Annotated in this window: 17 protein-coding genes; 5 read left to right on the top strand and 12 right to left on the bottom strand. The window is 56.6% G+C overall.

Going from position 1 to position 21,264, the window contains the following annotated elements:
* Positions 1-358: 358 nt before the first annotated feature.
* The 3 genes from VEI50_06740 to VEI50_06750 all read right to left on the bottom strand — a co-directional run bounded on the left by VEI50_06740 (position 359) and on the right by VEI50_06750 (position 2,675).
* Positions 359-658, bottom strand: a complete 300-nt coding sequence (locus tag VEI50_06740) for a twin-arginine translocase TatA/TatE family subunit (protein HXX74808.1) — start codon at positions 656-658, stop codon at positions 359-361.
* A gap of 102 nt (positions 659-760) precedes the next feature.
* Entirely contained in the window at positions 761-1,021 is a 261-nt protein-coding gene (gene tatA, locus VEI50_06745; protein ID HXX74809.1) for a twin-arginine translocase TatA/TatE family subunit, read from the bottom strand.
* A gap of 175 nt (positions 1,022-1,196) precedes the next feature.
* Entirely contained in the window at positions 1,197-2,675 is a 1,479-nt protein-coding gene (locus VEI50_06750) for an SAM-dependent methyltransferase (protein ID HXX74810.1), read from the bottom strand.
* A 432-nt stretch (positions 2,676-3,107) separates the two neighbouring features.
* On the opposite strand from VEI50_06750, the gene VEI50_06755 reads away from it, so the two are divergent.
* The 5 genes from VEI50_06755 (at position 3,108) to VEI50_06775 (ending at position 7,194) form a co-directional block, all read left to right on the top strand.
* A complete protein-coding gene (locus VEI50_06755) occupies positions 3,108-3,698 on the top strand; it encodes a hypothetical protein (GenBank protein HXX74811.1) in 591 nt (196 codons plus the stop codon).
* A 215-nt stretch (positions 3,699-3,913) separates the two neighbouring features.
* Positions 3,914-4,669: a glycosyltransferase family 2 protein gene (locus tag VEI50_06760; protein ID HXX74812.1), complete on the top strand. Its 756-nt coding sequence runs from the start codon at positions 3,914-3,916 to the stop codon at positions 4,667-4,669.
* Positions 4,670-4,672: 3 nt separating this feature from the next.
* On the top strand, positions 4,673-5,044 hold the full coding sequence (locus tag VEI50_06765; GenBank protein ID HXX74813.1) for a four helix bundle protein: 372 nt from the start codon (positions 4,673-4,675) through the stop codon (positions 5,042-5,044).
* 21 nt (positions 5,045-5,065) lie between these two features.
* Entirely contained in the window at positions 5,066-5,368 is a 303-nt protein-coding gene (locus VEI50_06770) for a lipid-A-disaccharide synthase N-terminal domain-containing protein (GenBank protein ID HXX74814.1), read from the top strand.
* A gap of 56 nt (positions 5,369-5,424) precedes the next feature.
* Positions 5,425-7,194 carry a glycosyltransferase family 39 protein gene (locus tag VEI50_06775; GenBank protein ID HXX74815.1) on the top strand — a complete coding sequence of 590 codons (1,770 nt, stop codon included), beginning with the start codon at positions 5,425-5,427 and terminating at the stop codon, positions 7,192-7,194.
* Positions 7,195-7,212: 18 nt separating this feature from the next.
* On the opposite strand, the gene VEI50_06780 is transcribed toward VEI50_06775, so the two are convergent.
* The 9 genes from VEI50_06780 to VEI50_06820 all read right to left on the bottom strand — a co-directional run bounded on the left by VEI50_06780 (position 7,213) and on the right by VEI50_06820 (position 21,254).
* A complete protein-coding gene (locus VEI50_06780) occupies positions 7,213-8,238 on the bottom strand; it encodes a phosphatase PAP2 family protein (GenBank protein ID HXX74816.1) in 1,026 nt (341 codons plus the stop codon).
* A gap of 113 nt (positions 8,239-8,351) precedes the next feature.
* Positions 8,352-9,482: a hypothetical protein gene (locus tag VEI50_06785; protein HXX74817.1), complete on the bottom strand. Its 1,131-nt coding sequence runs from the start codon at positions 9,480-9,482 to the stop codon at positions 8,352-8,354.
* Positions 9,469-11,682, bottom strand: a complete 2,214-nt coding sequence (locus VEI50_06790) for a M1 family aminopeptidase (protein ID HXX74818.1) — start codon at positions 11,680-11,682, stop codon at positions 9,469-9,471. The genes VEI50_06785 and VEI50_06790 overlap by 14 nt, the downstream gene beginning before the upstream one ends.
* A gap of 10 nt (positions 11,683-11,692) precedes the next feature.
* Positions 11,693-12,541 carry a response regulator gene (locus tag VEI50_06795; protein ID HXX74819.1) on the bottom strand — a complete coding sequence of 283 codons (849 nt, stop codon included), beginning with the start codon at positions 12,539-12,541 and terminating at the stop codon, positions 11,693-11,695.
* Between the two features lie 49 nt (positions 12,542-12,590).
* Positions 12,591-13,517, bottom strand: a complete 927-nt coding sequence (gene ftsY, locus VEI50_06800; GenBank protein ID HXX74820.1) for a signal recognition particle-docking protein FtsY — start codon at positions 13,515-13,517, stop codon at positions 12,591-12,593.
* Between the two features lie 42 nt (positions 13,518-13,559).
* Complete coding sequence (gene ybeY, locus VEI50_06805; GenBank protein HXX74821.1) at positions 13,560-14,018, bottom strand: rRNA maturation RNase YbeY; 459 nt, start codon at positions 14,016-14,018, stop codon at positions 13,560-13,562.
* Entirely contained in the window at positions 14,018-15,082 is a 1,065-nt protein-coding gene (locus VEI50_06810) for a PhoH family protein (GenBank protein HXX74822.1), read from the bottom strand. The genes ybeY and VEI50_06810 overlap by 1 nt, the downstream gene beginning before the upstream one ends.
* A 144-nt stretch (positions 15,083-15,226) precedes the next feature.
* The gene (locus VEI50_06815; GenBank protein ID HXX74823.1) at positions 15,227-16,192 is read right to left on the bottom strand and encodes a putative Ig domain-containing protein; all 966 of its coding nucleotides are present in this window, start codon (positions 16,190-16,192) and stop codon (positions 15,227-15,229) included.
* Positions 16,193-16,265: 73 nt separating this feature from the next.
* Complete coding sequence (locus VEI50_06820) at positions 16,266-21,254, bottom strand: PilC/PilY family type IV pilus protein (protein HXX74824.1); 4,989 nt, start codon at positions 21,252-21,254, stop codon at positions 16,266-16,268.
* Between the last annotated feature and the right edge of the window lie 10 nt (positions 21,255-21,264).

Genomic DNA, 21,264 nt, shown 5'->3' on the forward strand with positions numbered 1-21,264 from the left:
GCGAGAGGATCGACCCTCTTGCCTCGTGTCTCTGGCCTCTTGCCTGTGCTTAGCCACCGACTTGACATCCAACTGCATTGACGCTGACGTTGCCTTGATTCGAATCTGGAAGACCGTTGTGCCCACGTCCCCCATCACTCTCTCAGACGACAGATTCTGACAAATGCTTTTTGCTTCTTCGACTCGGGCTTCCTTCACCGCCGGACGATCTCATCACCGGATCAGTTGAGAAGCAGTCACCTCCTTCCATCATCTCGCTGGTCGCGCGCGACCAGCGAAAGGCTAGAGGTTAGGGGCAAGAGGCTAGAGGAAAGATGTTTTCTCTGCCCCTTGCCTCTAGCCACTCGCCTCTGGCCTTTCATACCTGCTTCGTCTCTCCTGTCGAGCCGCCGGTCTTCTCCTCCAGCGATGTGGACGCGGCAATCTGTTCTTCCGCTTCCTTCATCGACGCTTGGAAGTCCTGCTCGACCATTTTGACTTCCTGCTCGAGCATGTTCAGCTCCGGCTCCACCGATTTCCGCAGGTCCTCCGCCGTTTCCTTAAATCCCTTGACCGCTTTGCCGACCTGGCGGCCGACTTCAGGCAACTGCTTGGGGCCGAACAGTAAAAAGGCGATCACTAAGATGATGAGAATCTCGCCGGCACCCAATCCAAACATGGTTCCGTCCTTGGTTCGAGGCACAGAGAAAGGAGCGAGAGAGCTGCAAGCCGCCGTTCATGCCACTTGCCTCGTGCCTCGTGCCTTATGCCTATCCATCGATTATCCCTGCTTGGTCTGCTGTCCTTGTTCCACTGGAGCCGCGGGAGGTGGAGCTGTGTGAGTCTGTGCGATCTGCGCCGTCTGTTGTTCCGCAGCGGGAGGCGTGACGTCGATGGCGTCCGGTTCGTTGACACTCTTTTTGAAGCCCTTGATGGCTTTCCCCAGCCCTTCGCCCAACTGTGGGATTTTCCCCGCCCCGAAAATGATCAAGACGATGATCAAGATCAGGAGCAGCTCCATCCACCCGAATGAGCCAAACATCTGCGAGACTCACCTTCTCCGGTTGCTCAAGTTCCCCAGTCCTCACGCACCTTGATGGGGACACGCAAACAGCCTCTTCTTCTCAGAAAGGTGGGGGCCTTCCTCAATCGCGGGGAAGGCTATAGAAGAACAAAAGAATAGTCAAGGGAAATTTCCTGGGAGAGGCCGTTCGGCCCTAGTCGGAGGGACGAGACTGAATAAAACAGTGACAGTAATCCACAGGGCCTGGTGGAGCCGTGAGCGCCACTAAAAATGTCTGTGGATCGTACCCGATGTCTTCGAGGTCGTGTGACGCGCGCGTGAGTTCCTCTTCCGTCAGGTAGGCAACGGTGTCCGGCACGCCGGTCGGCTTCAACGATCCGACGAGGGCCCGGAGCGTGTTGCGTTCTTCGCTCGGCATGTCTTCTCGAATCGGGAAATCCAATTTGCGCTCGTAGGGGCTTTCGTACGTTTGGTTCAAGGCTTGAATCGTGTTGAGGATCAAGCGGTCCTGTTCCCAGGGCTCCAGCTTGGATCCGGCCGACGGATGGGTCGCCAATAAATCCATCAGGGTAACGACGTTGGTGTTCAGGCTGCGCCCGATGAACTCGCGCTGACTCTCGACCGTCACTGCTCCTGTGCCCAGCTGCCTCGCCGCGGATTCAATGAGGGCGAAGTTCACCATGAAACTATACTGCCCGCCGAACTGGCCGTAACAGGGCTTTTCCGGGTCGTTGAGGACTTTCATGTCCGCTGTGCCGGCGTCGAAACTGCTCAGCCCCACTGCGTCCGGCGCCAGGATCCGTTTCGCTTCTTTGACTGTGGCACAGGCCCCGATATTCACCGGCACGAGGACTTGCTCGTCGATCTTCTTCAGAAATTCCGTGATGGTCTTCCGGAACGGCACGTCCTTCCACTCGACCGTCCGATGTTCCTTTTCCCACACGAGGTCGTCGAAAAACGGCGGGAAGGCCTTGAGTGTCTCCGCATCCCTGGCGTCAAAGGCACGCACGAAGGCCGACCAGTCATGAATCTTCGGGAGGAGCTTCTCGCTGATGTTGGGCCGGAGGAATTCCTCCTCGATCTCGCTGCCGTGGCGTGACATCAATTTTGTCGGCAGATCGTTCCAGAGTTCGTTGCAGATGATCCGGTCGACGGTCCCGTCGGCCACCGTCTCCAACCGATCGACATGGGCCTGCAGAGTTTGGATGTGGTCACGATGGGAAGCCAGGTCCGGGCGGGACAGGATTGCTTCCAGCACCGCCGGCTCCCAATCGACCAACACGTATTGAAGGCGTGGGTAGATCGTTCCGTCTTTATCCAGCGTTTTGAGGTGACTCAGAAAGCAGGCCGCCAGGTTGCCGTTGCCGGGTCCCCACTCGTGTACCACTAGGCTAGAGGCGAGGGGCGAGGGGCGAGGGGTTGATTCTTGTGTGTTGCCTCTAGCCTCTCGCCTCGTGCCTCGTGCCCGATCGCGTTTGCCAACGCGATCGTAGTAATCCGCCGCGAGAGCGTGGGCGAGTCGATAGTCGGCCGAGGCAAACGTTTGATAAAATTTTCGGACTTGGTCGCCGCGGAATCGATAAAAGAGCCAATTGATATGGACTTGCCACTGATCGACCGGCTTATAGTCGCCGATGAGCTGGGGTAACGCGTCTGCGTCTTGCAACATCATCAAATCCTGGCGAAAGGCTAGGGGCAAGGGGCTAGGGGGTGAAGAATCCGTTGCTTTCCCACTTGCCTCTAGCCTCGCGCCTCTTGCCTAATCCTTAAGGTTGCAAATTCTAACAGATGGCTCAAAACAGTCGCAATGGGAGAAGAGCCGTCAGAGATTGGCCGTCAGCCTTCTTAGTACCTCCCCTTTGTAAGGGGAGGTAAAGGAGGGGTAGCGCAACATGCCCAGAGGCAATCGAATACAAGTTAGCCGCTCCGATCTCAAACAGCCGCTGAAAAATTCCATCCAGTACTTGAATTTCGGCAGACACGAATCTCGGCGAAGACGACCTCCCCTAACCCCTCCTTACCAAGGAGGGGTGAAGAGAATGCTGACCGCTGACGGCTTCTTCTCTTCCTTGACAGGCCGTCACAGGCGGTGTACGAGACAGTTATGGTTTTCCCCCACACCATGCTCGGTCTGCGTCCCATTCTGCCCCATGCACTCCTCATCTGTGCGATGGCGGCGACCCAGGCCCTAGCGGAAGACCTCCCGATTGTTCCCAATGCTTCTATCAACGACTTCCAACTCCGTCAGGAGGACGTCAAGCAGTACGACTTCAACGCCCCACCGCAAGGGATGTTCCGGTCGATCACGATGTCGGAAGGGTTTGAAGAGGAATTGGGATTTCGCCGCACCCATGAAATTGTGCCGGTCAAACCGACCCAGCGATTCCGACCTGATGCTCCGGCCGTCTACATCGTGTTTGAGCTTCACCAACACTACCAGGCCTTTAAGGTCTTCGGCCGCTGCTTTTCCGAGGAGGTCGCGGGGCTCGAGCCCGGAACACCCGTTGGCGAAGATTCGATGTATATCGCGCTCGAAGATGAGACCGGCTATCTCAAACTCTTTCCGCCCCAGGGCGGCTGGAAGCCCGGCCGGTACAAAGTCGAGATCCACGCGGGCGAGCAGGTCAACGACATGAGCTTGATGGGGACGATGCGCTTCACGATCGCGGCTGGGGAGGCCGCGATGGCGAAGTAGGCGCACGCAGGCCCGTGGCAAGGGGCGAGGGGCTAGTGGGCGGAGCACCGGATGTTTTCTCCCTCGCCTCTTGCCTGTTCACTCTGACCCCTTGCCTCGTGCCTCTCGCCACGAGCCCGCGCTGGTGTCGCGTGGTTTGACGGTTTTCCTGACGTTCGGTAGAATGCGTCCGTGACGTTTCGGCTTGCCTGCTCGTTCAGGAACCTCTGTTCTCCATGACCGTGCCATCCCGTCCATGGGCTTCCGTCGTCATCCCCATCAAGGATGAACGAGACAACCTGGTGCCGCTGACCGAACAACTGCTGAAGGTCATGGGTGCTCGTGAAGAATCGCGCGCAGCGGCGTTCGAAATTCTCTATGTGGACGATGGGAGCTCCGATGGCAGCAGCGACGTGCTGGACCGGCTCGCCGCTCAAAATCCCGAAGTCAAAGTCCTCCACTTCGATCGGAACTACGGCCAATCCGCTGCCTTCGACGCGGGTTTCCGGCACTCCACTGGGGCTGCCGTGATCACGATGGACGGAGATTTGCAGAACGACCCGGCTGACATCGCGACATTGTTGCCTCTGCTCCAAACACATGACCTGGTTTGTGGTTGGCGCATTAATCGACATGACAACCTGGTCCGGAAAATCTCTTCGCGCGTGGCCAACGCCGTGCGAAGCGCTGTCACGGGTGATCGCGTCCGTGACACTGGGTGCTCGTTGAAAATCTTCCGCCGGGCGGTCGTGGATCGACTCCAATTGTTCAACGGGATGCACCGATTTTTCCCCGCGCTCGCGCTCATGCACGGATTCACTGTGACGGAAGTTCCGGTACGCCACTATCCACGGGCGCACGGTGTGTCGAAGTACGGTGTGGGCAATCGGTTGTTCAAGGGAATTTACGATTTGATTGCAGTCCGGTGGATGCAGGCGAGAGTATTGCGGTATGGTATTAGAAATGGCGAGGGGCGAGGGGCGAGGGGCTAGAGGGTGGGACACAAGGGCTTCCAGGATCTCACTGTCTGGCGGAAAGCGAAGGATCTTGCTGTGATGATTTACAGAATGTCCAACGGTGATCTGGAAGGGTTGGATTTCGGACTTAAAAACCAAATGCGGCGCAGTACGGTCAGCGTTGCGAGCAACTTAGCCGAAGGAGATGAACGAGATACCGACAGGGAATCGATCAGGTATTTCTATATCGCAAAAGGTTCGGTCGCGGAATTGCGCACACAGCTTCAAATCGCCCATGAATCAGGTTATCTGAATAAGACAATCTATGAGACGTTCGAAAAAGAATACGACACTCTGGGGAAAAGAATTGGCAAGCTCATTCAGGCGAGGCGTAAATCCACGCGCCACTAGCCCCTCGCCTCGCGCCTATCTATGACAACAACAGAAATCATCTGGGTGGGCATCGGTTTTCTGGGGCAAGGCCTCTTCTTTGGCCGGTGGATCATCCAGTGGGTCGCATCGGAGCGGAAGGCTGAAAGCCGCGTGCCGGTGGCGTTTTGGTACATGAGTCTGATCGGCGGACTCATTACGCTCGCCTATGCGATCTACCGGCGAGACCCTGTGTTCATCGCGGGTCAGAGCATCGGCGCGATCGTTTACATCCGCAATCTCATCCTTATTGCTCGAACAAGTCAGGCCAAAAACATGGCGAGCCCTTCGTCTCTCCGGGCATGACGTTCGACAGATGGGCAAACAGGTTTGATCCTTCCATTCGCACCTAACCGTCTCGTATGACTCTGGCTCGCACCCCAAACCAGGCTCTGCTCATCCTTGCACTCCTCGCGCTGTCGGGATTGTTGTTTTTCGTGGGACTCGGCGACATGGGCTTGACGGATCGGGACGAAGGTCGAAACGCCGAAGCTGGTCGAGAAATGTTTGAGAGTGGAGACCGCCTGACCCCCACATTCAACTACGAACTACGCGTCGCGAAGCCCGTGTTTCTCTATTGGTTGATGGATGTGTCTTATCGGCTGTTCGGCGTTGATGAATTCGCCGCCCGATTTCCTTCGGCGTTGTTTGGAGTTGGTCTGATCCTCCTGCAGTATTGCTTTCTGGCGTATGTGCAGGACCGAACGGTCGCTCTCTTCGGCGCGCTGATGCTCCTGCTCAACATCGAGATTCTCGGGCTCGGACGCATGGCGTTGACCGACAGTGTCCTGATCTTCTTCACCACCGCCTCGCTCTACGGTTTTTGGCTGGGTCTTCACGGAGAGGGGTCGGCGCGCCGATGGATCTGGGTCTTTTACATCGGGATGGCACTGGCGACGCTGACGAAGGGACCGGTCGGATTTGTCGTGCCCTTGATCGCTACCTCGCTTTATCTCATCTGGACCCGCCGCTGGCAGGAGTATTGGCGGAACGGCGTCCCTCTCGCAGGCACACTCGTGTTCCTCTTGCTCGCCCTGCCCTGGTATGTCGCGATGTTCATGGTTCACGGGGATGCCTACGCGTCCGGCGCGAGAGCCAACACGATCGGCCGGTTCTTGAGCCCGATGGAAGGGCACCACTTCACGATCTTCTTTTATATCCCGGTCCTGCTCTTTGGTTTCTTCCCCTGGAGTGGATTGCTGCCGGTCGCTATGTTTCACGCGTGGAAGACCTGGCGCGAGGCGAGAGGTACCAAACAAGATCTTACCCCTCGCCTCTCGCCCCTCGCCTCTCGCCTTCCGGCTTCACGGGAATTGGAATGGTTTGCCGCCTTGTGGGTTGTCGGGATCTTTATCTTTTTTACAGCGTCTTCGACCAGGCTTCCCCACTATATCGGCCCGTTGTTTCCCGCCGCCGCCATCCTCACGGCCTGCTTCTGGTCGCGATGCCTTCGTGATCCGACCACACCAGGAATTCGCGCCTCCATTCACATCACCACCGGGCTTGGGTATCTCCTTGCCATCAGCTTCGCGAGCCTTCCGACGCTGTATGCGAAGTTCTCCTCAAAACTGGTCAAGGAGTTTCCCCTGGCCGGACAGATCGACGTCGGCAGTGTCCCCTATGTGATCGCCGTGGTGTTGCTCATCGGAATGGCGTTCGTGAGTTATTTAGGCGTGAATGAGGAACGTCGAGGCGGAGCCTTCTGGGCTGCGGGCGCGTCGTTTGCCTGTATGGCCCTGATCGTCATCGTGATAGCGATTCCAGGGCTCAATCAATATTTCATTGCCCCGCCGCAGGTCCTCGCCTACGCGGCCGGCGTGAACCTTGGTCCATCGGACCGTCTGATCGCCTTCGGCATGACAAGGCCGTCCACCGCGTTTTATGCCCAGCGCAAGGTGGTGTATTTTGAACAGAATGAACAAGCGGCCCTCGGCACCTCGCTCGCGCAACCGGGGCGCACGATGATTCTTCTTCCCGAATCGTTTTTGTCGAGTCTCCCCCGTGAGGCACAAAGTTATCAACCGATTCTGAAGCGATTCGGCTACGTCCTGTTGTCCAATGAAGGGATGGTAAAGATTCCCGAAGGGAGTATGCCGCCCCTACCGCCGCCCATTCCTGGGCATGGGCGGTGAGTGATTTGGCTCGGTCTTTCACTGTAAGTGAATCGGAAAAGCGCCAGGGCCTTGCCACAGAACAAACAGCGCCAGCAATATCCCGACTACCCCCACACCTTCGCGCATCAATCGCTGCATACGTGGAATTTCTCGTGCTGACTCGAGAGCATCCTGTGACCGGACCCAGAAGGCCGTGCCGACACAAGCAACCGCGGCCGTGACTAGCCATGATCGGCTCATTAGGGCGAGACCGAGCGTAAGGACGATGAGTGCCGCGCGGCTGACGTTCGTTTCCGATTCCTCCACTCGGCTTATCCACCAACTCACGCGAAACCATGTACCGAGGAGAACGAGCAACAATCCAGCACCCACCATCGCAATCGTCTCCCATCCGATCACAAGAGGATGTGAAACGATCCACACAAGAGCAAAGACATAGACCATTCCGATCGCGGACGTGAAGCAGCCGTCAGCCAATGATTGACGCCATTCCCGCAATGGCCTGGCGAACAGCGACCCGCTCAACACCCCGAAGACAATTCCACCAGCGACATCCGTAGGGAAGTGAGCCCCGCGCAGCACCCGGCTCAGTCCGACAAATCCTGCAATCGCAAAGAACAACACTGCGCCTGCGGGGAATCGCCTGGCTAAGACGGTCGCAACGGCAAATGAAGCGGTTGCATGGCCGGACGGGAAGGAATCGAGCCCTGCTTCCATGGAAGGCATCGAGAACCAGCCGCCGCTATGGACGAGTCTCGGACGAGGCCGCCCGATGAGATGTTTGAACACATTGGTGAGAAGTCCCGCCAACCCGTGGGCCAGTAAGGTCTGCCAGCCAGCTGCGATGAGCAGTGGCCGTCCCGCTCCCCATCCGATTGCCAACAACAAGACGCTCAAGAGGACGAGTTGCTCTCCGTCTCCGATCCAATCGCCGGCCCAGCTGGTCGTCGCCATCCAGGGAATGAGAATTTGATCTCGAGCCCAGACATAATCGACCGTCACGGACCGCATGTACCGAGCGATCGGTAGGTCGAGCTGAAACAGCCCCCAGAAGACGAACACGAGAGCGATGGAAGAACAGGCTAGGGGTATGCGGCTCGAGGCTAGAGGAAAGACAACAGATTCTTCACCGTCATGCCTCTTGCCCCATGCCTCTCGCCCCTTGCCCGACTCCGTCATGGCACCCAATTGGCGATGAACACATTGAACTCCCTCGGCTGCTTGGCCTTTCGATCCGACACCCAGACCAACCGTTTCCCATCGGGTGAAAACATGGGGAAGCTGTTGAACTGTCCTTCGAATGTCAGACGTTCGAGACCGGTCCCGTCCTCTCCGATCAGATAGAGATGGAAGCTGGGCCTGCCACCATCGCCCCTGGTTTCAACGTTCGAAGAAAAGATGATGCGCCGGCCGTCGGGATGGAAGTAGGGCGCGAAGTTGGACGCTCCGTTTGCTGTCACTTGATGCTGACCGCTTCCGTCGGCGTTCATCACAAAGATTTCGAGCTGGCCCGGCTCGACGAGGTGTTGTGCCAGCAATTCCTTGTACCGCGCGACATCGGCAGGATCGGTCGGATGCGAGGCCCGATACACGATCCGCTTGCTGTCGGGGGAAAAAAACGCGCCACCGTCGTAACCGATATCGGTCGTGAGTCGTCGTATTTTTGTTCCGTCGAGATTCATCGCATAGAGATCGAGATCGCCATCTCTCATCGATGTCCAGACGATCGTCTTGCCGTCCGGCGACACCGTCGCCTCGGCATCGTATCCGGGCGTCGTCGTCAATCGCTGCATCTCCTGCCCATCGATCCGCACGGCAAAGAGATCATAGTCATCCAACGCCCAGCGATAGGCTCCGTCACGCTTTGGTTCTGGCGGACAGTTCGGTCCCTTCAAATGTGTCGAGGAGTAGAGCACCCTGCGGTCTCCCGGGAAGAAATACCCACACGTCGTGGCTCCTGTGCCGGTGCTGACGAGACGTATGGTATTGCTCTCCAAATCCATCACGTAGATCTGATAACAGTCGAGTCCCGCGTCAGCAGGCTTGAGCGTCGCCGCGAACGAATCCTTCATCCAATTGTTGGTCGATTGAAAGATCAGTTTGTTGCCATCGAACGAGAAATACGCTTCGGCATTTTTGCGGCCGAAGGTCAGCTGTTGACTATTGGTCAGGTGTCGCTCTATGCCCTCGACCTTTGACCCCTGGCTCTTTCTGCTCAACTCTTCAGCCTGGATAAGGGGCCAACTCCAGAAGAGTCCTGCCAGCAACAGTATCCACCACACAGGGAACCACTTACGGTACTTCACGACGGACCTCCCTCAACGCTCGTTCGCTTTGCCATTCCAGGCGTGACACAACCGACCCATCTTTAAACACGACGGCGCTGTTCCACCCATAAAAAAACAGCAACCGCGCCACCCGTGTAATTGCCTGTGGGCTCGTGGAGTAGAACAGCGCCACGACGCTCCCAGGCACATCTCTTCGGTGACAGGTCAGGAGTACCGCCGCACTGGGACCTTCATAGCTCGTCCCATCGATCGCAAAACCCGAGTCATTCAGACTCACGTGGGTGCCGCAGTGTGGAACGATCGTAGCCTGGATGGTAGCTCGTTGCCCGGAATCAGCTAATACTAACACTGAACCAGCTTGAGGTAACAGCTGCTGCGAGCCCAGCGACAGAATCGTGGCCCGCTCTCCTTCAGGTTTTTGGCTGTCTTGCGCTTGGATCCGCGTCAGCACCTCACGGAACGGAGACGGGCTCTGTGGCGGATCCGCAAAAGCCGTCACCACGGTCCGACGAGCGTCGGTCACATAGTGGTTGAGCACCGGCGGGAGCATGTCTCGCTCGATCCGACGGAACACGGTGTAATCAGGATCGATCTCGACTTCCGTTGGGCGAGCCGGCAGAGGCACGACCACTTTTTCCATTGATGCGCGGACCGGCACAGTGACGGTTTCCTCACGACGATCATCGAGTCGAATTCGAATCGGAGTGGACACTCGCATCAGAGGCGCCGCTTGAGCAATCGACACTTCGAGCGCAAATGAATCGCGGCCTGCAGCCCCTGTTCGGCTTGTCGCGTCCGCAGTCGACAGAGTCGGCGCGCCAGCCTGGTCAACCCATTGACGAAAGAACCATCGGAGTTCCTGGCCGCTTTCCTCGGTAAAGACCCGCTCGATGTCGTTCCAACCTGCACGGTGCCCTCGATACTGCATGATGAATTTCTTCAGGCCTCGCCAAAAGATTTGATCACCCACTTCTCCGCGAAGATGATGGAAGACCATGGCGGATTTTTGGTAGCCGATCGCATTGTCTCGTTCATCGTGTTTCTGTCTAAACTGCGCGACGGGATAATCTTGCTGAGGGGTTACATACAGGTTGTAGCCCTCCACCATCTGCCGGCGCTGATCGCGGGCTTGCTGGCGGTCACCCGCAAATTCGTGCCAGTAATAGTTGGCAAGGTATGTTGTTAGTCCTTCGACCCAGTTGCCGCTGTCGGTCCGATTAAAGACGGCGTTCCCGATCCAGGAATGGACGACCTCATGGCCCAGTGCGTAGGGTTGCACATAGTGGCGTTTAATGCTGCCGCTCCCGAGCAAGGTGAACGAGGGCATACCGAGGCCGCTGGCAAAGAAATTCTCGACCACGGCAAATTTCTCGAACGGATAAGGGCCCAAGAGAGGGATATAGGCGTGAAGATACTTCTGTGTCGCCTCAAGATATTCGTCGGCCAACGGCGCATTGTCCGGCAAAAGATATGTCGAAAGCTGGATCATCGTTCCATCCGGACTTTTCCAGGCTCGGCTCGTTGCAACGAACCGATTGGCGACCAAGCTGAGCGCTTCGGACGGTTCTCGAATAAGCCACTCCTCCTGGCTTTTCCCCATTTCTATACGTGAGGACTCCTTCTCTCCCTGAGTTACAAGTACCCAGCCAGCAGGAACGGCCGCATTCAAGCGAAACCTGCTCATGGATCCGTCAATATCCGGATACCACTGGCTTTCGCTGCTCAGATACACGCCTTCGGGACCAATATGGCCAGAGGTCTCACTTGGCGTGACGAACCGTAGGTGTCGAGGTTCGCGCGGCGGATCGTTGATAGTGCCGCGATAAGTCCACAAGAAGCTGAGGCTCTCTGGATGGCCTGGGGGAATCGTGACCGTAATGCTTTGAGTCATCGGTTGAGAAAGGATATCGGACGTAAATGCCACCGGGTGGCCGTCCTGCGCGGCTTGCCCGGAAGCTGCCTGAGCCAGCAGCACGATGGAATCAATTCGCAACGTAGGCGCAAGTGTAAAACTCACGGTCTTGGCCTGGCCATCCGTCTGCAGTTGGACCAGATCCCGAGCGATCAACTCATGCGTATCGGGGATTAGCTCGATGGTCAGATCATGAGCGGTGATGGTGGCGCTACTCGGGAGATTTGCCCCGTTGCCAGGGGAAGCGTAGTACAGGTGCAGTAAACAGATCAGAAGAACGCGGAGCGCAGCTTTTCCGAACAGCATCGGAAAAGTTTTAGCATTCGCGGCAGACGAGCACAAGCTGGATCGCCGTCAACAAACGCTCCAGGTCGATGGGTTTTGAGAGAACCTCCTGCGGTTGCAGGGCCCAGGCTTCCTCGAGGACCTCCTCGTCGTGAGTGCCGGTCAAAATGATCACCGCCCCTGCATAATCTTTCTCCTTCAGCGCCTTGAGCACCTCAACCCCGTTCATCCCCGGCATGATGAGATCAAGCAGAATCAGATCCGGCGGCCCCTGCTCCACCATCGAAAGGGCTTCGGGGCCTTCCTTTACTCCAAACGCCCGATAGCCGCGAAGGCTCAGAAACTGTACCAGCAGATCTCGCACTAAGGGTTCATCATCGACCACTAAGACGGTCTCCCCTGTGTCAGCAGGCGGCCCCGCCAGGGAAACGGGTGATAGGCCTCCTGACTCTGTCTTGACAGGCTGTTGAGCCACACGATTCACACATTCCACAAGTACGTCGAGCGAGAGACCTTTTCGAATGAAGTCCGTGACTCGCAGCGCCCTGGCCTGATTTTCCTGCACCTCGGTGGCCCCGCCTCCGAGAATAATAACCGGCGCGTGGGGGTCGACCGCGCGGATTTCCTTCAGCACCGTGAGGCCATCCATTTCGGGCATGCGAAGGTCCAGAATGGTGATCCTGGGAGTGTGTTTGCGGAAGATGGTCAGGCCTTCTACCCCGCTGGTCGAAGACATGACGTGATAGCCATGACGAGTCAAGACAGCCTGTAAGAGGTCGCAGTTCATGCGGTCGTCATCGATGACCAGAATTTTAATCATAAAGAATCCTTGAAGGGCCGCGTGCGTCGTGCCTCTCGACACACGAGGAAAGCATAGCATGGGAGCGCATTGGTGAGAAGGAAATGCCGGGTTCTACGCAGTGTCAGTATCAGGCTGGTATTCCGAGCAACGCATCGACGAACGCGTCGCCTTGAAAATTCTGGAGGTCTTCGACCGACTCTCCGATCCCGATCAACCGGACGGGAATCTTCAGCTCATCGGCAATGGCCAGGACGATCCCCCCGCGAGCGGTCCCATCGAGCTTCGTAAGCACTAGCCCAGTCACGCCCACAGCTTGGTGGAACTGGCGGGCTTGGGACAGGGCATTCTGACCTACTGTCGCATCGAGTACTAGCAGTACCTCATGCGGAGCACCAGGGAGCGCCTGCTCGAGCACTCGCTTAATTTTCCGAAGCTCGTCCATAAGGTTCGACTTAGTGTGAAGCCGTCCTGCCGTATCGATGAGCACAACATCAACGTTTCGCGCCTTCGCTGCCGCGATCCCATCGAACGCGACGGCCGCTGGGTCAGATCCGTGTCGGTGACGAATCAACCCGACACTGATCCGATCGGCCCATACCTGGAGTTGTTCGCCCGCCGCAGCACGATATGTATCGCCCGCCACGAGCAGCGGTACCTTGCCGGATTGAGCCAGCCGTTGGGCTATTTTGGCGAGCGTCGTGGTTTTTCCCACGCCGTTGACACCTACAGCCAGGATCACGAAGGGCTTGGGCCCTTTCTCGATCAGATCATCCAGCGGCATGGACGGCAGGGGTGTGAAAACCTCCAGCAGGGTCTGCCGCAGCAGGCCCTGCAACCGGTCCGGCTCTTTGGCATCTACGCCCTGTACCTGTCTTTTTAATTGCTCCATGACACGTTCAACGACGCGCGCGCCAAGGTCCGCCCCGATCAGCGCGGCCTCGAATTCTTCCAACATCGCAGGATCTGGGGTCCGTCCAAGAAGCCGATCGAGCGATCCGCGTATGGCACCGCGTGATTTCGTCAAACCGTCGTTGAGCCGTTGAAACCATCCCATGCTTACCTTCCAGTACGCTGCAACCAAATCCGTGAGACCCTATCATCCTTTTCTGTGTATCAAACGCGGGATCCGACCCAGCCGGCGCAAGACCCACTGCTCTCTCCGTTGCATGTGTCGCGCATCCCGTTCGCTCCGCTCGTGGTCATAGCCACAGAGATGCAGAATACCATGAACCAACAAGAGGATGAGTTCCTCGTCCAATGACCGGCCGAGTCGATTCGCCTGTTTCGACGCGGTAGGGACAGAAATCACGATGTCTCCAAGTAACGTTGACGGAAGGCCAGGCCCTTCGCGCATCGAAAAAGCCAGCACGTCGGTCGTGCGGTCCTTTTTTCGGAATTGTCGATTGAGGCGACGCATTGACCGATCACCGGTCAGCAGCACACCAAGGTCCGCTGTTCTTTTACCAACCAGCGACAGCGCCGCCTGAGCCAAGCGCGCGAGACGCGACTGGTCGATCCTCACACGCCGGAGCTGGCTCCGCACAAGGACCGGCATTAATGCGGCTGGCTCCCGGAATCTTTCGATGATGTTGACGACGAGGAGGACTTTCCCGAACGACCGGTGGCTCCGGGAGATGAGCGCGGCGCGGTTGAGCCATTGGCAACGGGTGGAGCAGAACCCTGGTGCTGTTCGTAGGCCTTGACGATATCCTGCACAAGCTTGTGCCGAACGACATCGCGCTCATCAAAATAGACGAACTGAATACCGTCAATGTTGCGAAGAATCTCTCGGACTTCGATGAGCCCGGATACACGATCTGGGGGGAGATCGACCTGTGTGATGTCGCCCGTGACCACGACTTTCGAGTGAAATCCCAGTCGAGTCAGAAACATCTTCATCTGTTCCGCCGTGGCGTTTTGTGCTTCATCGAGGATGATGAATGAATCGTTCAAGGTCCGGCCTCGCATGAAAGCCAAAGGTGCGATTTCGATATCGCCTCGTTCAATAAGCCGTGTCGCCCGCTCCATGTCCATCATGTCGAACAACGCATCGTACAGCGGTCGCAGATAGGGATTGACTTTCGCGTACATGTCCCCCGGCAGGAATCCGAGTTTCTCACCTGCCTCCACTGCGGGCCGGGCGAGGATGATCCGGCTGACTTCTTTCTTCATCAGCGCGCTCACGGCCATTGCCATGGCCAGGTACGTCTTGCCGGTTCCTGCTGGACCAATGCCGATGACGATGTCATGCTGCTCGATAGCTTCGATATAGGTTTTTTGCGTGGGGGTCTTCGGTGCTACGAAACGCTTCTTCGTGACGATCGTCGTAGCAGTCGACAGTAGCTCTTTGATCGGCGTGTCGGGGCTATGTCGAAGAGCGGTTAACGCGTGGGCGATGTCGTCGGGCTGCAGGACCATGCCCTCGTTGGCAAGCGCGGCCAATTCCGTCAGAACACGTTCGGCATGGCGAGTGGCGTCAGGCTGCCCATCTAGCGTGAGTTCTTCACCCCGGGCCGAGAGCCGCACACCGAGTTCTTCTTCGATGAGCTTGAGGTGTCGGTCGTGATGACCGAACAGGACCGCAGTATTGGTACCTTCTCGTAGTTTAAGTTTACGCACGCCTGCTTTGCGTTAGACCTCCAATCAATCCTACTTGAAATTGTAGCAGAGCCTTGATTGAGGTGACAAGGATCGGTCTGAAACATGACTCGAGACGCTGCGAACCAGGCGATACTGACGTGGGAGAACAGTGCGGTGCGTGAGTTATGAAGATGCTGGCGATTGAGGAAGGGTTAACTCAAATTCCTGTGAAGAAGAGCCTCCCTGGCCGTCGTCGGCCACGATACGAACCCGGTAGGCACCACTCAATTCAGGCGGTATGTTCCAAGAAATCAGACCAGCATTTTTGTCAATCCTCATTCCGGGTGGCGCTGTTTGCAATTCAAACGAAATAGGATCTCCCTCGGCATCCACTGCGGTCACATGATATTGATAAACTCCCCTTTGCGTGACCGGAGCAGGTGTCGATGTGAACCGTGGCGGGCTATCGCCAATTACGATAGGAGGGGGGGATACTTCCTTCCCTTCTCCACTGGCATCGCGTGGAGTGACACTAACTCTTAGCACATCTCCTCGAACAAACCCCGTGGTTTCTAGAGTTGGGACCTCCGTCTCGGCGACAACGTCCTGATTTTTCCACCATCGGTAGCGAACATGCAGGTCATCATTGTCCGGGTCTTTGATCTCTGTTTCGATTTTTACCGTGTCGCCAGGTCTGATTTGTTCTGGAGATTTGACAGTGGCAACAAATGGAAGAGTGTTCGCTACTAGTACCGATTCAGTCTTGTACGGGGCGCCGGTAGACCGCCCGTCTGAGGGAGTGATTTCGACACTCACCCAATCGCCGCGCTGCAGCTTTTCCGGCGGGAATTGGGAACCTGTTTCTCCCTGAACAAGACTTTCGTTGACATACCAACGATACTGATATGTCACTGGGTCTTGTTCGGGATCTTCGACGCTGAGGGCTACCGTGACAGGTCCTGAACGGGTAATTGGATCGGGGAGATGAGCTGCCACTATCCTCGGGGGGTGATTGCCGCCCTCCTGGCCGAGACCGCCTGGCCCTGTTTCTGTTACTTGGCTGTTACAGCCTAACAGGACTGTGCAACTGAAGAGCGCTATAACAATGTTCGTCACGCTGTCCACAACTCGTTCCATGCCGATCAGCAATGCGAGGATGGTAACGTCCGTTGTCCTCTTCGAAAGGAAGACAACGGACGCAGTCCCTCCCGGAAATCTCCGGTTAATATCGCTGGTTGATCCACGAGACGTACCGGCTCGCAATAGCCCCCGCTGTATTCACCTTACCGCAGTTCAAGGCGCCGGTGCTCGCCTGCGAACATTCTTTTATTAAGGGATTACCTCCAGGTGTATTATGAATGACCTGAAGGGCCGCTCCTGTTCCCACACCCTGCGTCCCCCCGCTCTTATCAGCGATATTTTGATTCAAGCCGGCCGCGTTCGTCCCGATAACCGGCTCTGAATAGGGACCGCCGGTCTTGTAGTACAAGGCATAGAAGTACCCGTTTCCGCCAGCGACGCAGATGTCGGTATTGGGTACGAAGGTCGGGTAGAACGCGAGCCCGCCGAAGACCGAAGGCCCAGCCGAGAGCCGTTCCCCTGTTGGCAAGATCCGAACGAAGCCGTCCTTGCTTTGCACCAGTGCGATCAGGCTCGGATAGGTGGACACGCCTGTAACTCCGCTGACCTGGTTGGCAGTGGTACAGGTACCAACACCTGCGACGCACACCGTAATACCTGTCAGATCGACGAGATTGTTGTCCCAGCAACTCGTCGATGAGGTTTGGGTGCAACTAAACGTCATCACGGAATCTTTAATACCGACCAGATATTGAGAAGATGTGTCTGTCTTGTCGGCTGTGCTGAAATAGCGACCGGTTCCCGCGAAAACCCAGAGTTTGTAACTGTCATCGACCACCGCCACCGGAGCATACACCACAGGCCCCAGGTTTCTGGTTGTTGAACTGGCGTCGGTGAACGTGTCAATGATCTCGGTCGGAATCTGGTTGGAGCCAGAGGTAATTCCCCACTGAGCAGGATTGGTGGGACAGGGTTGTGTTGTGTCGAGGCAATTCGTGGTGAGTCGATAGAGTTTTCCCCGCCAGGTCCCGGATCCGTCGTTGATGGTTCGACCAGCGTAGAGCACATCGACACGGAAGTCCAAATTGTAATCCACCGTAATCAGATCACTCATGAACGCGTTCCACGATCCCGTGGGGTAGACTGTCGGCGCAGTGACGGTCGTCCCCGTCTTGAGATCAACTGCCCAGATCTGTGACGATTGACCCGCAGCGGCAGTATAGTCCGTGGGACCTGAACCAAAGAGGGCGACCCACTTTTCGTTCGTGGCCAAGGTTGTCGGATCGGTAGAGGGATTGACCCGAGCCACGGTGGGACTGCTGGTCGTAAAGCCAAGATTCGGATCGCTGAACGACCACAGAAGCGTCGGGTTGGCTTCCGGATTGGTGATGTCCAAGACGAAATAGGCGCTATAGAACGTCCGCGTCGTATTAGGAGTTCCGGCATTATTGTCGAAATCCCCGGCATACGACATGGGCGTCCCTTGGGTAGTGCAATTCCCGCAACTACCTCCCATACGGAATCCGCCGATCAGAATCGTTCCCCACCCTCCCGGGTGGACGCAGCCTACAGTCGTCACCCCGGAGGCGCACGCCGGCTCTTCCGTAAAGATCCGAGCATCGGTTATCTTCGGCTTCAGGTCCACATAATACACATGGGTATACCCGGGATCAGCCAGGAACCGCAGCTGAGGCAGCAATTCCTGCGGGATGAAGGCCCATTTTTCATCACCGAGCGACACGGTCGTCTGGGTGCTGCAATTATCGGTCGAATTCATCGTAAAGCAGCCATGATGCGTACCATCAGAGGGTGTGTAGAACCCGACATCAAAGGCATGGAGCATGCCGTCGTTGGCCCCGACGTAAGCTACTTGCCTGCGCTGACGGTATTTGACATAGAAATTCAGATAGCCTGGGTCTCCGTACAAGATGTCATACCGCTCAGCAGGCGCCCCGACGACGACCGGCGTCGAATAGATCGGGTCTCCGTATTTCCAGACTTGCAGCGTGCCATTGACCGTCAGGCGACGATCCCGAAGCCCGTTGATATAGTTCCCCTGGACGAAACTGATGATGTTCGAGGCTGTATAGGGCGCGACAGCGTCCGCTCGCAAGTACGCGCTCAAGGGTGCGGCATTCGCCGTCGTAAATGGGATGAACTCGCTTGCATCCACCACACCGTTGCCATTCAAGTCGACCCAGGTCAGGATGTTTCTCGACGCTGGAGCCGTTTGCGCCAGCACATTCCCTGCCTCCCAGATCGGCTTGATTTCGGTAAGGGTGACCGTGATGTAAGGCTGGGTTGTATCGGCAACACCGTCCCCATTCAGATCCTGGTACTTGTCGACCAGCACCTGGCCACTCGCCGGGTCATACCTGGTCACAATAATATTGTCTTGGCTATAGATGAGTTTTCCGTCGTTGACCGTATCTTCACGGAGATTTCCAAACGAATCGACAAAGAGACCTTGAGTATACCCGGTCCACGTGACCTGGCGAGTTCCTTCAATCTGTGACGGGAAAAAGAAGGCTTGATACAAGGCTCCGTCACCGGTGGTCGATGAAGCAAGGACCGACGCCGCCGTCCCGGAGGACGACCTATTCAAGATCGCCGCAAAGGCGTTCGCCAGCTGCTGCTCTAGATACAGCGGACTCACCGCATAGAAGTAGTTGTCAGGTACTCCGTCGCCGTTCACATCCCATTCGTTCTGGAGATCCGGGATGTTATTGCCATTCTTGTCGATGAATCCCCCGTACTTCGCGGCGTACCAGAGGGGATCTTTCAGAATCTGGGTCGTCGTGCCACTGACGGTAAATGTCCGTTGATTGACTGAATTGCCCATTCCGTCCGCAGCACCAGTAATTGCAGTATACACGTCGCAATCGGCGAAGGATGCGACACCTCCGCAGACGACATCGAGATATGAACCGGAGTTCGTCACCCCATTGATGAAGTAGCCGGCATAGTCGGTGTGGCCTGCACCGGCATAGAGCCCTTTCGTTTTGAGGGTGATCGTTCCCGCACCTGCGTTGGTTTGGACATAGATGCGATAGAGCACATCAAGATCATAATCCCAGCCGAACTCCGCATCATCCCACTCGATTTCGTAGCAGGAAGTAAATCCGTTCCCCTGCTCGGTCGTCCAATCTGCATCATTGGGGCAGAGCTTGAAGTACACAATCTCTCCCTTGGAACTGTCTCCATTGGTACCCACAGCAGTGCAGCCTGCATAACCAGGACTGCCCCAGTTGACCTTAGGACATCCATCCATAAAATCAGGCACGACCTGCACCGTGTTCGCCCCAACGGTGAACGTGAGAGTCGGGAACGGACTATTGGTGACCACCGAATAGGTGGTGAGACTTTGTTTCACGCTGTTACTGGTGTCATTGCCAAGAGCCCCACGGAGATCCGTAACGTTGGCATAGTTCGCCAGGCCGGCAATATAAAATGCGCCTTGTTTGGTCGGCTCCTCCGTGCAGAGTCCTCGGATCTGGGTAAAGTCACCTGTTTTTGGCGTGCAGGCACGATCGAAGGTTGTACCGGACTGGCCGATGAAGACGTTGCCGATCCCTTCGAGGGTATTCATGTTGGCGTTCCCAACTAAAGTCGTGACGCTTGGTGTATCACTGTTGCTGATTGGGTCGGTCGGTGCGGCCCAGCTGGAGTAATAACCCGGGAGATGGTCAGAGTCGTAGGACGGAGACGCATCGCTGAACAACAGCACAAAGGGTTTGGCGCAGTAGGGACAGCTCGCGTAGGGATCGGTCCAGGCGGAGACAACTGACAAACCAGAGACACCGGAGTCGGGAGTAGCTACCTGGAACTGCGGCGTCGCTCCGCTCAAACCTTTAAAAAACCTGATCGTCTCATACATCATCTCGCCCATGGGGTTGCCCCAGCTCTTGCAGTACCCGGTCGTATCCTGAAGCACGAGGGGCTCGCCTTGGTTACAATTGTTATTCGCCTGGTTCGATGTTGCCGTGTCGGTGCCGTAATACCATCCTCCGCTGAAGCTGTATTGGACGATCTTAAAATTATTGATGTTGTTGATGATCTGCGAGGTGGCCTTCACGATGCCGGTCGATGGGTCGATCTCTGAACTCATGTCCACGATGTTGCTTCGCACCACCCCTCCGCCCACGTGGGCTCCATAGCTGCCGCTGATCAGACCAAATGTCATCTGGATGGTATCGTCAGCCGCGTTGTTATAGGTGCCCTGGCGGTTCACGCCCATTCTCTGCATGAGGCCTGTCGGCTTGTACCAGGTATTGGGGGTCGGGGTGACATTGTCCTGGTAGGTATCGCAGTTCGTTTCCAACATCCCAGGGACGCAGACGAGCACATCCGCATTCAACGTCGCTTTGACCGTGATCGCAGTCGTGGAATTGGTTTGCGTTCTGGTACATTGTCCGATTATTCCTCCCGCTGAACTTTCCGTGCTCGCCGCATAGGGAAAGTTGCCATCAACAACCTTGATTCTGCCGCCTGGTTGGGAGGAAATGCCCGCCGTATTGGTATTGCACAAGGTGATGCTGCCCGATGTGATAGTAAAGGCCGGGGAAGCGGAGTTTGTCGGCACCAGCGACGCGAGGTCGGCTCCGCTATAGACTTTGGCGAATGAATGGGCGTCTTGGGGCAGCCACGTCCTGCGGAGGACCGTCTGACCAGAGGCGCCGCTCGTATCCGTGCTTCGGGCGCCTCCATACAAGACCTTCCGAACCACATCGATCCGCACCATCGTCGCCCAGTTGAGAAAGTTCCCGCTCCACTGATTCGAACAATAGTGCAAATTGGCTCCGGTTGCCGCTGCGGACGGCTCGAAGCGGCTATTCGCCGTGCTGTAGGTGTAGCACTTGTTCGAGTCGAAATAGCCGTAATAGTTGATAATGTCCGTGTAGGTCGTTTCAACCGTTCCGTCTCCGTTCAGGTCCATGATGTCGTTATAGGCAGTGATGAACATCCGATGGTCCTTCGACATGGCGATCATGACCAGAGGTGGAACCGACTGATTGATGAATGGGGGATAGGCCTGATAGGCACTCATCGGCGGCCCCACGAGGGCTGCCGCATGCTGACCCGAGACGAGCAGAATCCCTGCCAATAAGAGCCCCCCGAGGATCTGTTTCATGGTATTCCTC

The organism is Nitrospiraceae bacterium (assembly GCA_035623075.1).
In the GTDB taxonomy this organism is placed as follows: Bacteria; Nitrospirota; Nitrospiria; order Nitrospirales; family Nitrospiraceae; genus DASPUC01.

Bases quoted from the DNA above. Each gene is read 5' to 3' on its own strand.
- VEI50_06740 (HXX74808.1), bottom strand. From the start codon at position 658: ATGTTTGGATTGGGTGCCGGCGAGATTCTCATCATCTTAGTGATCGCC.
- tatA (HXX74809.1), bottom strand. From the start codon at position 1,021: ATGTTTGGCTCATTCGGGTGGATGGAGCTGCTCCTGATCTTGATCATC.
- VEI50_06750 (HXX74810.1), bottom strand. From the start codon at position 2,675: ATGATGTTGCAAGACGCAGACGCGTTACCCCAGCTCATCGGCGACTAT.
- VEI50_06755 (HXX74811.1), top strand. From the start codon at position 3,108: ATGGTTTTCCCCCACACCATGCTCGGTCTGCGTCCCATTCTGCCCCAT.
- VEI50_06760 (HXX74812.1), top strand. From the start codon at position 3,914: ATGACCGTGCCATCCCGTCCATGGGCTTCCGTCGTCATCCCCATCAAG.
- VEI50_06770 (HXX74814.1), top strand. From the start codon at position 5,066: ATGACAACAACAGAAATCATCTGGGTGGGCATCGGTTTTCTGGGGCAA.
- VEI50_06775 (HXX74815.1), top strand. From the start codon at position 5,425: ATGACTCTGGCTCGCACCCCAAACCAGGCTCTGCTCATCCTTGCACTC.
- VEI50_06790 (HXX74818.1), bottom strand. From the start codon at position 11,682: ATGCTGTTCGGAAAAGCTGCGCTCCGCGTTCTTCTGATCTGTTTACTG.
- VEI50_06795 (HXX74819.1), bottom strand. From the start codon at position 12,541: ATGCTATGCTTTCCTCGTGTGTCGAGAGGCACGACGCACGCGGCCCTT.
- ftsY (HXX74820.1), bottom strand. From the start codon at position 13,517: ATGGGATGGTTTCAACGGCTCAACGACGGTTTGACGAAATCACGCGGT.
- ybeY (HXX74821.1), bottom strand. From the start codon at position 14,018: ATGCCGGTCCTTGTGCGGAGCCAGCTCCGGCGTGTGAGGATCGACCAG.
- VEI50_06820 (HXX74824.1), bottom strand. From the start codon at position 21,254: ATGAAACAGATCCTCGGGGGGCTCTTATTGGCAGGGATTCTGCTCGTC.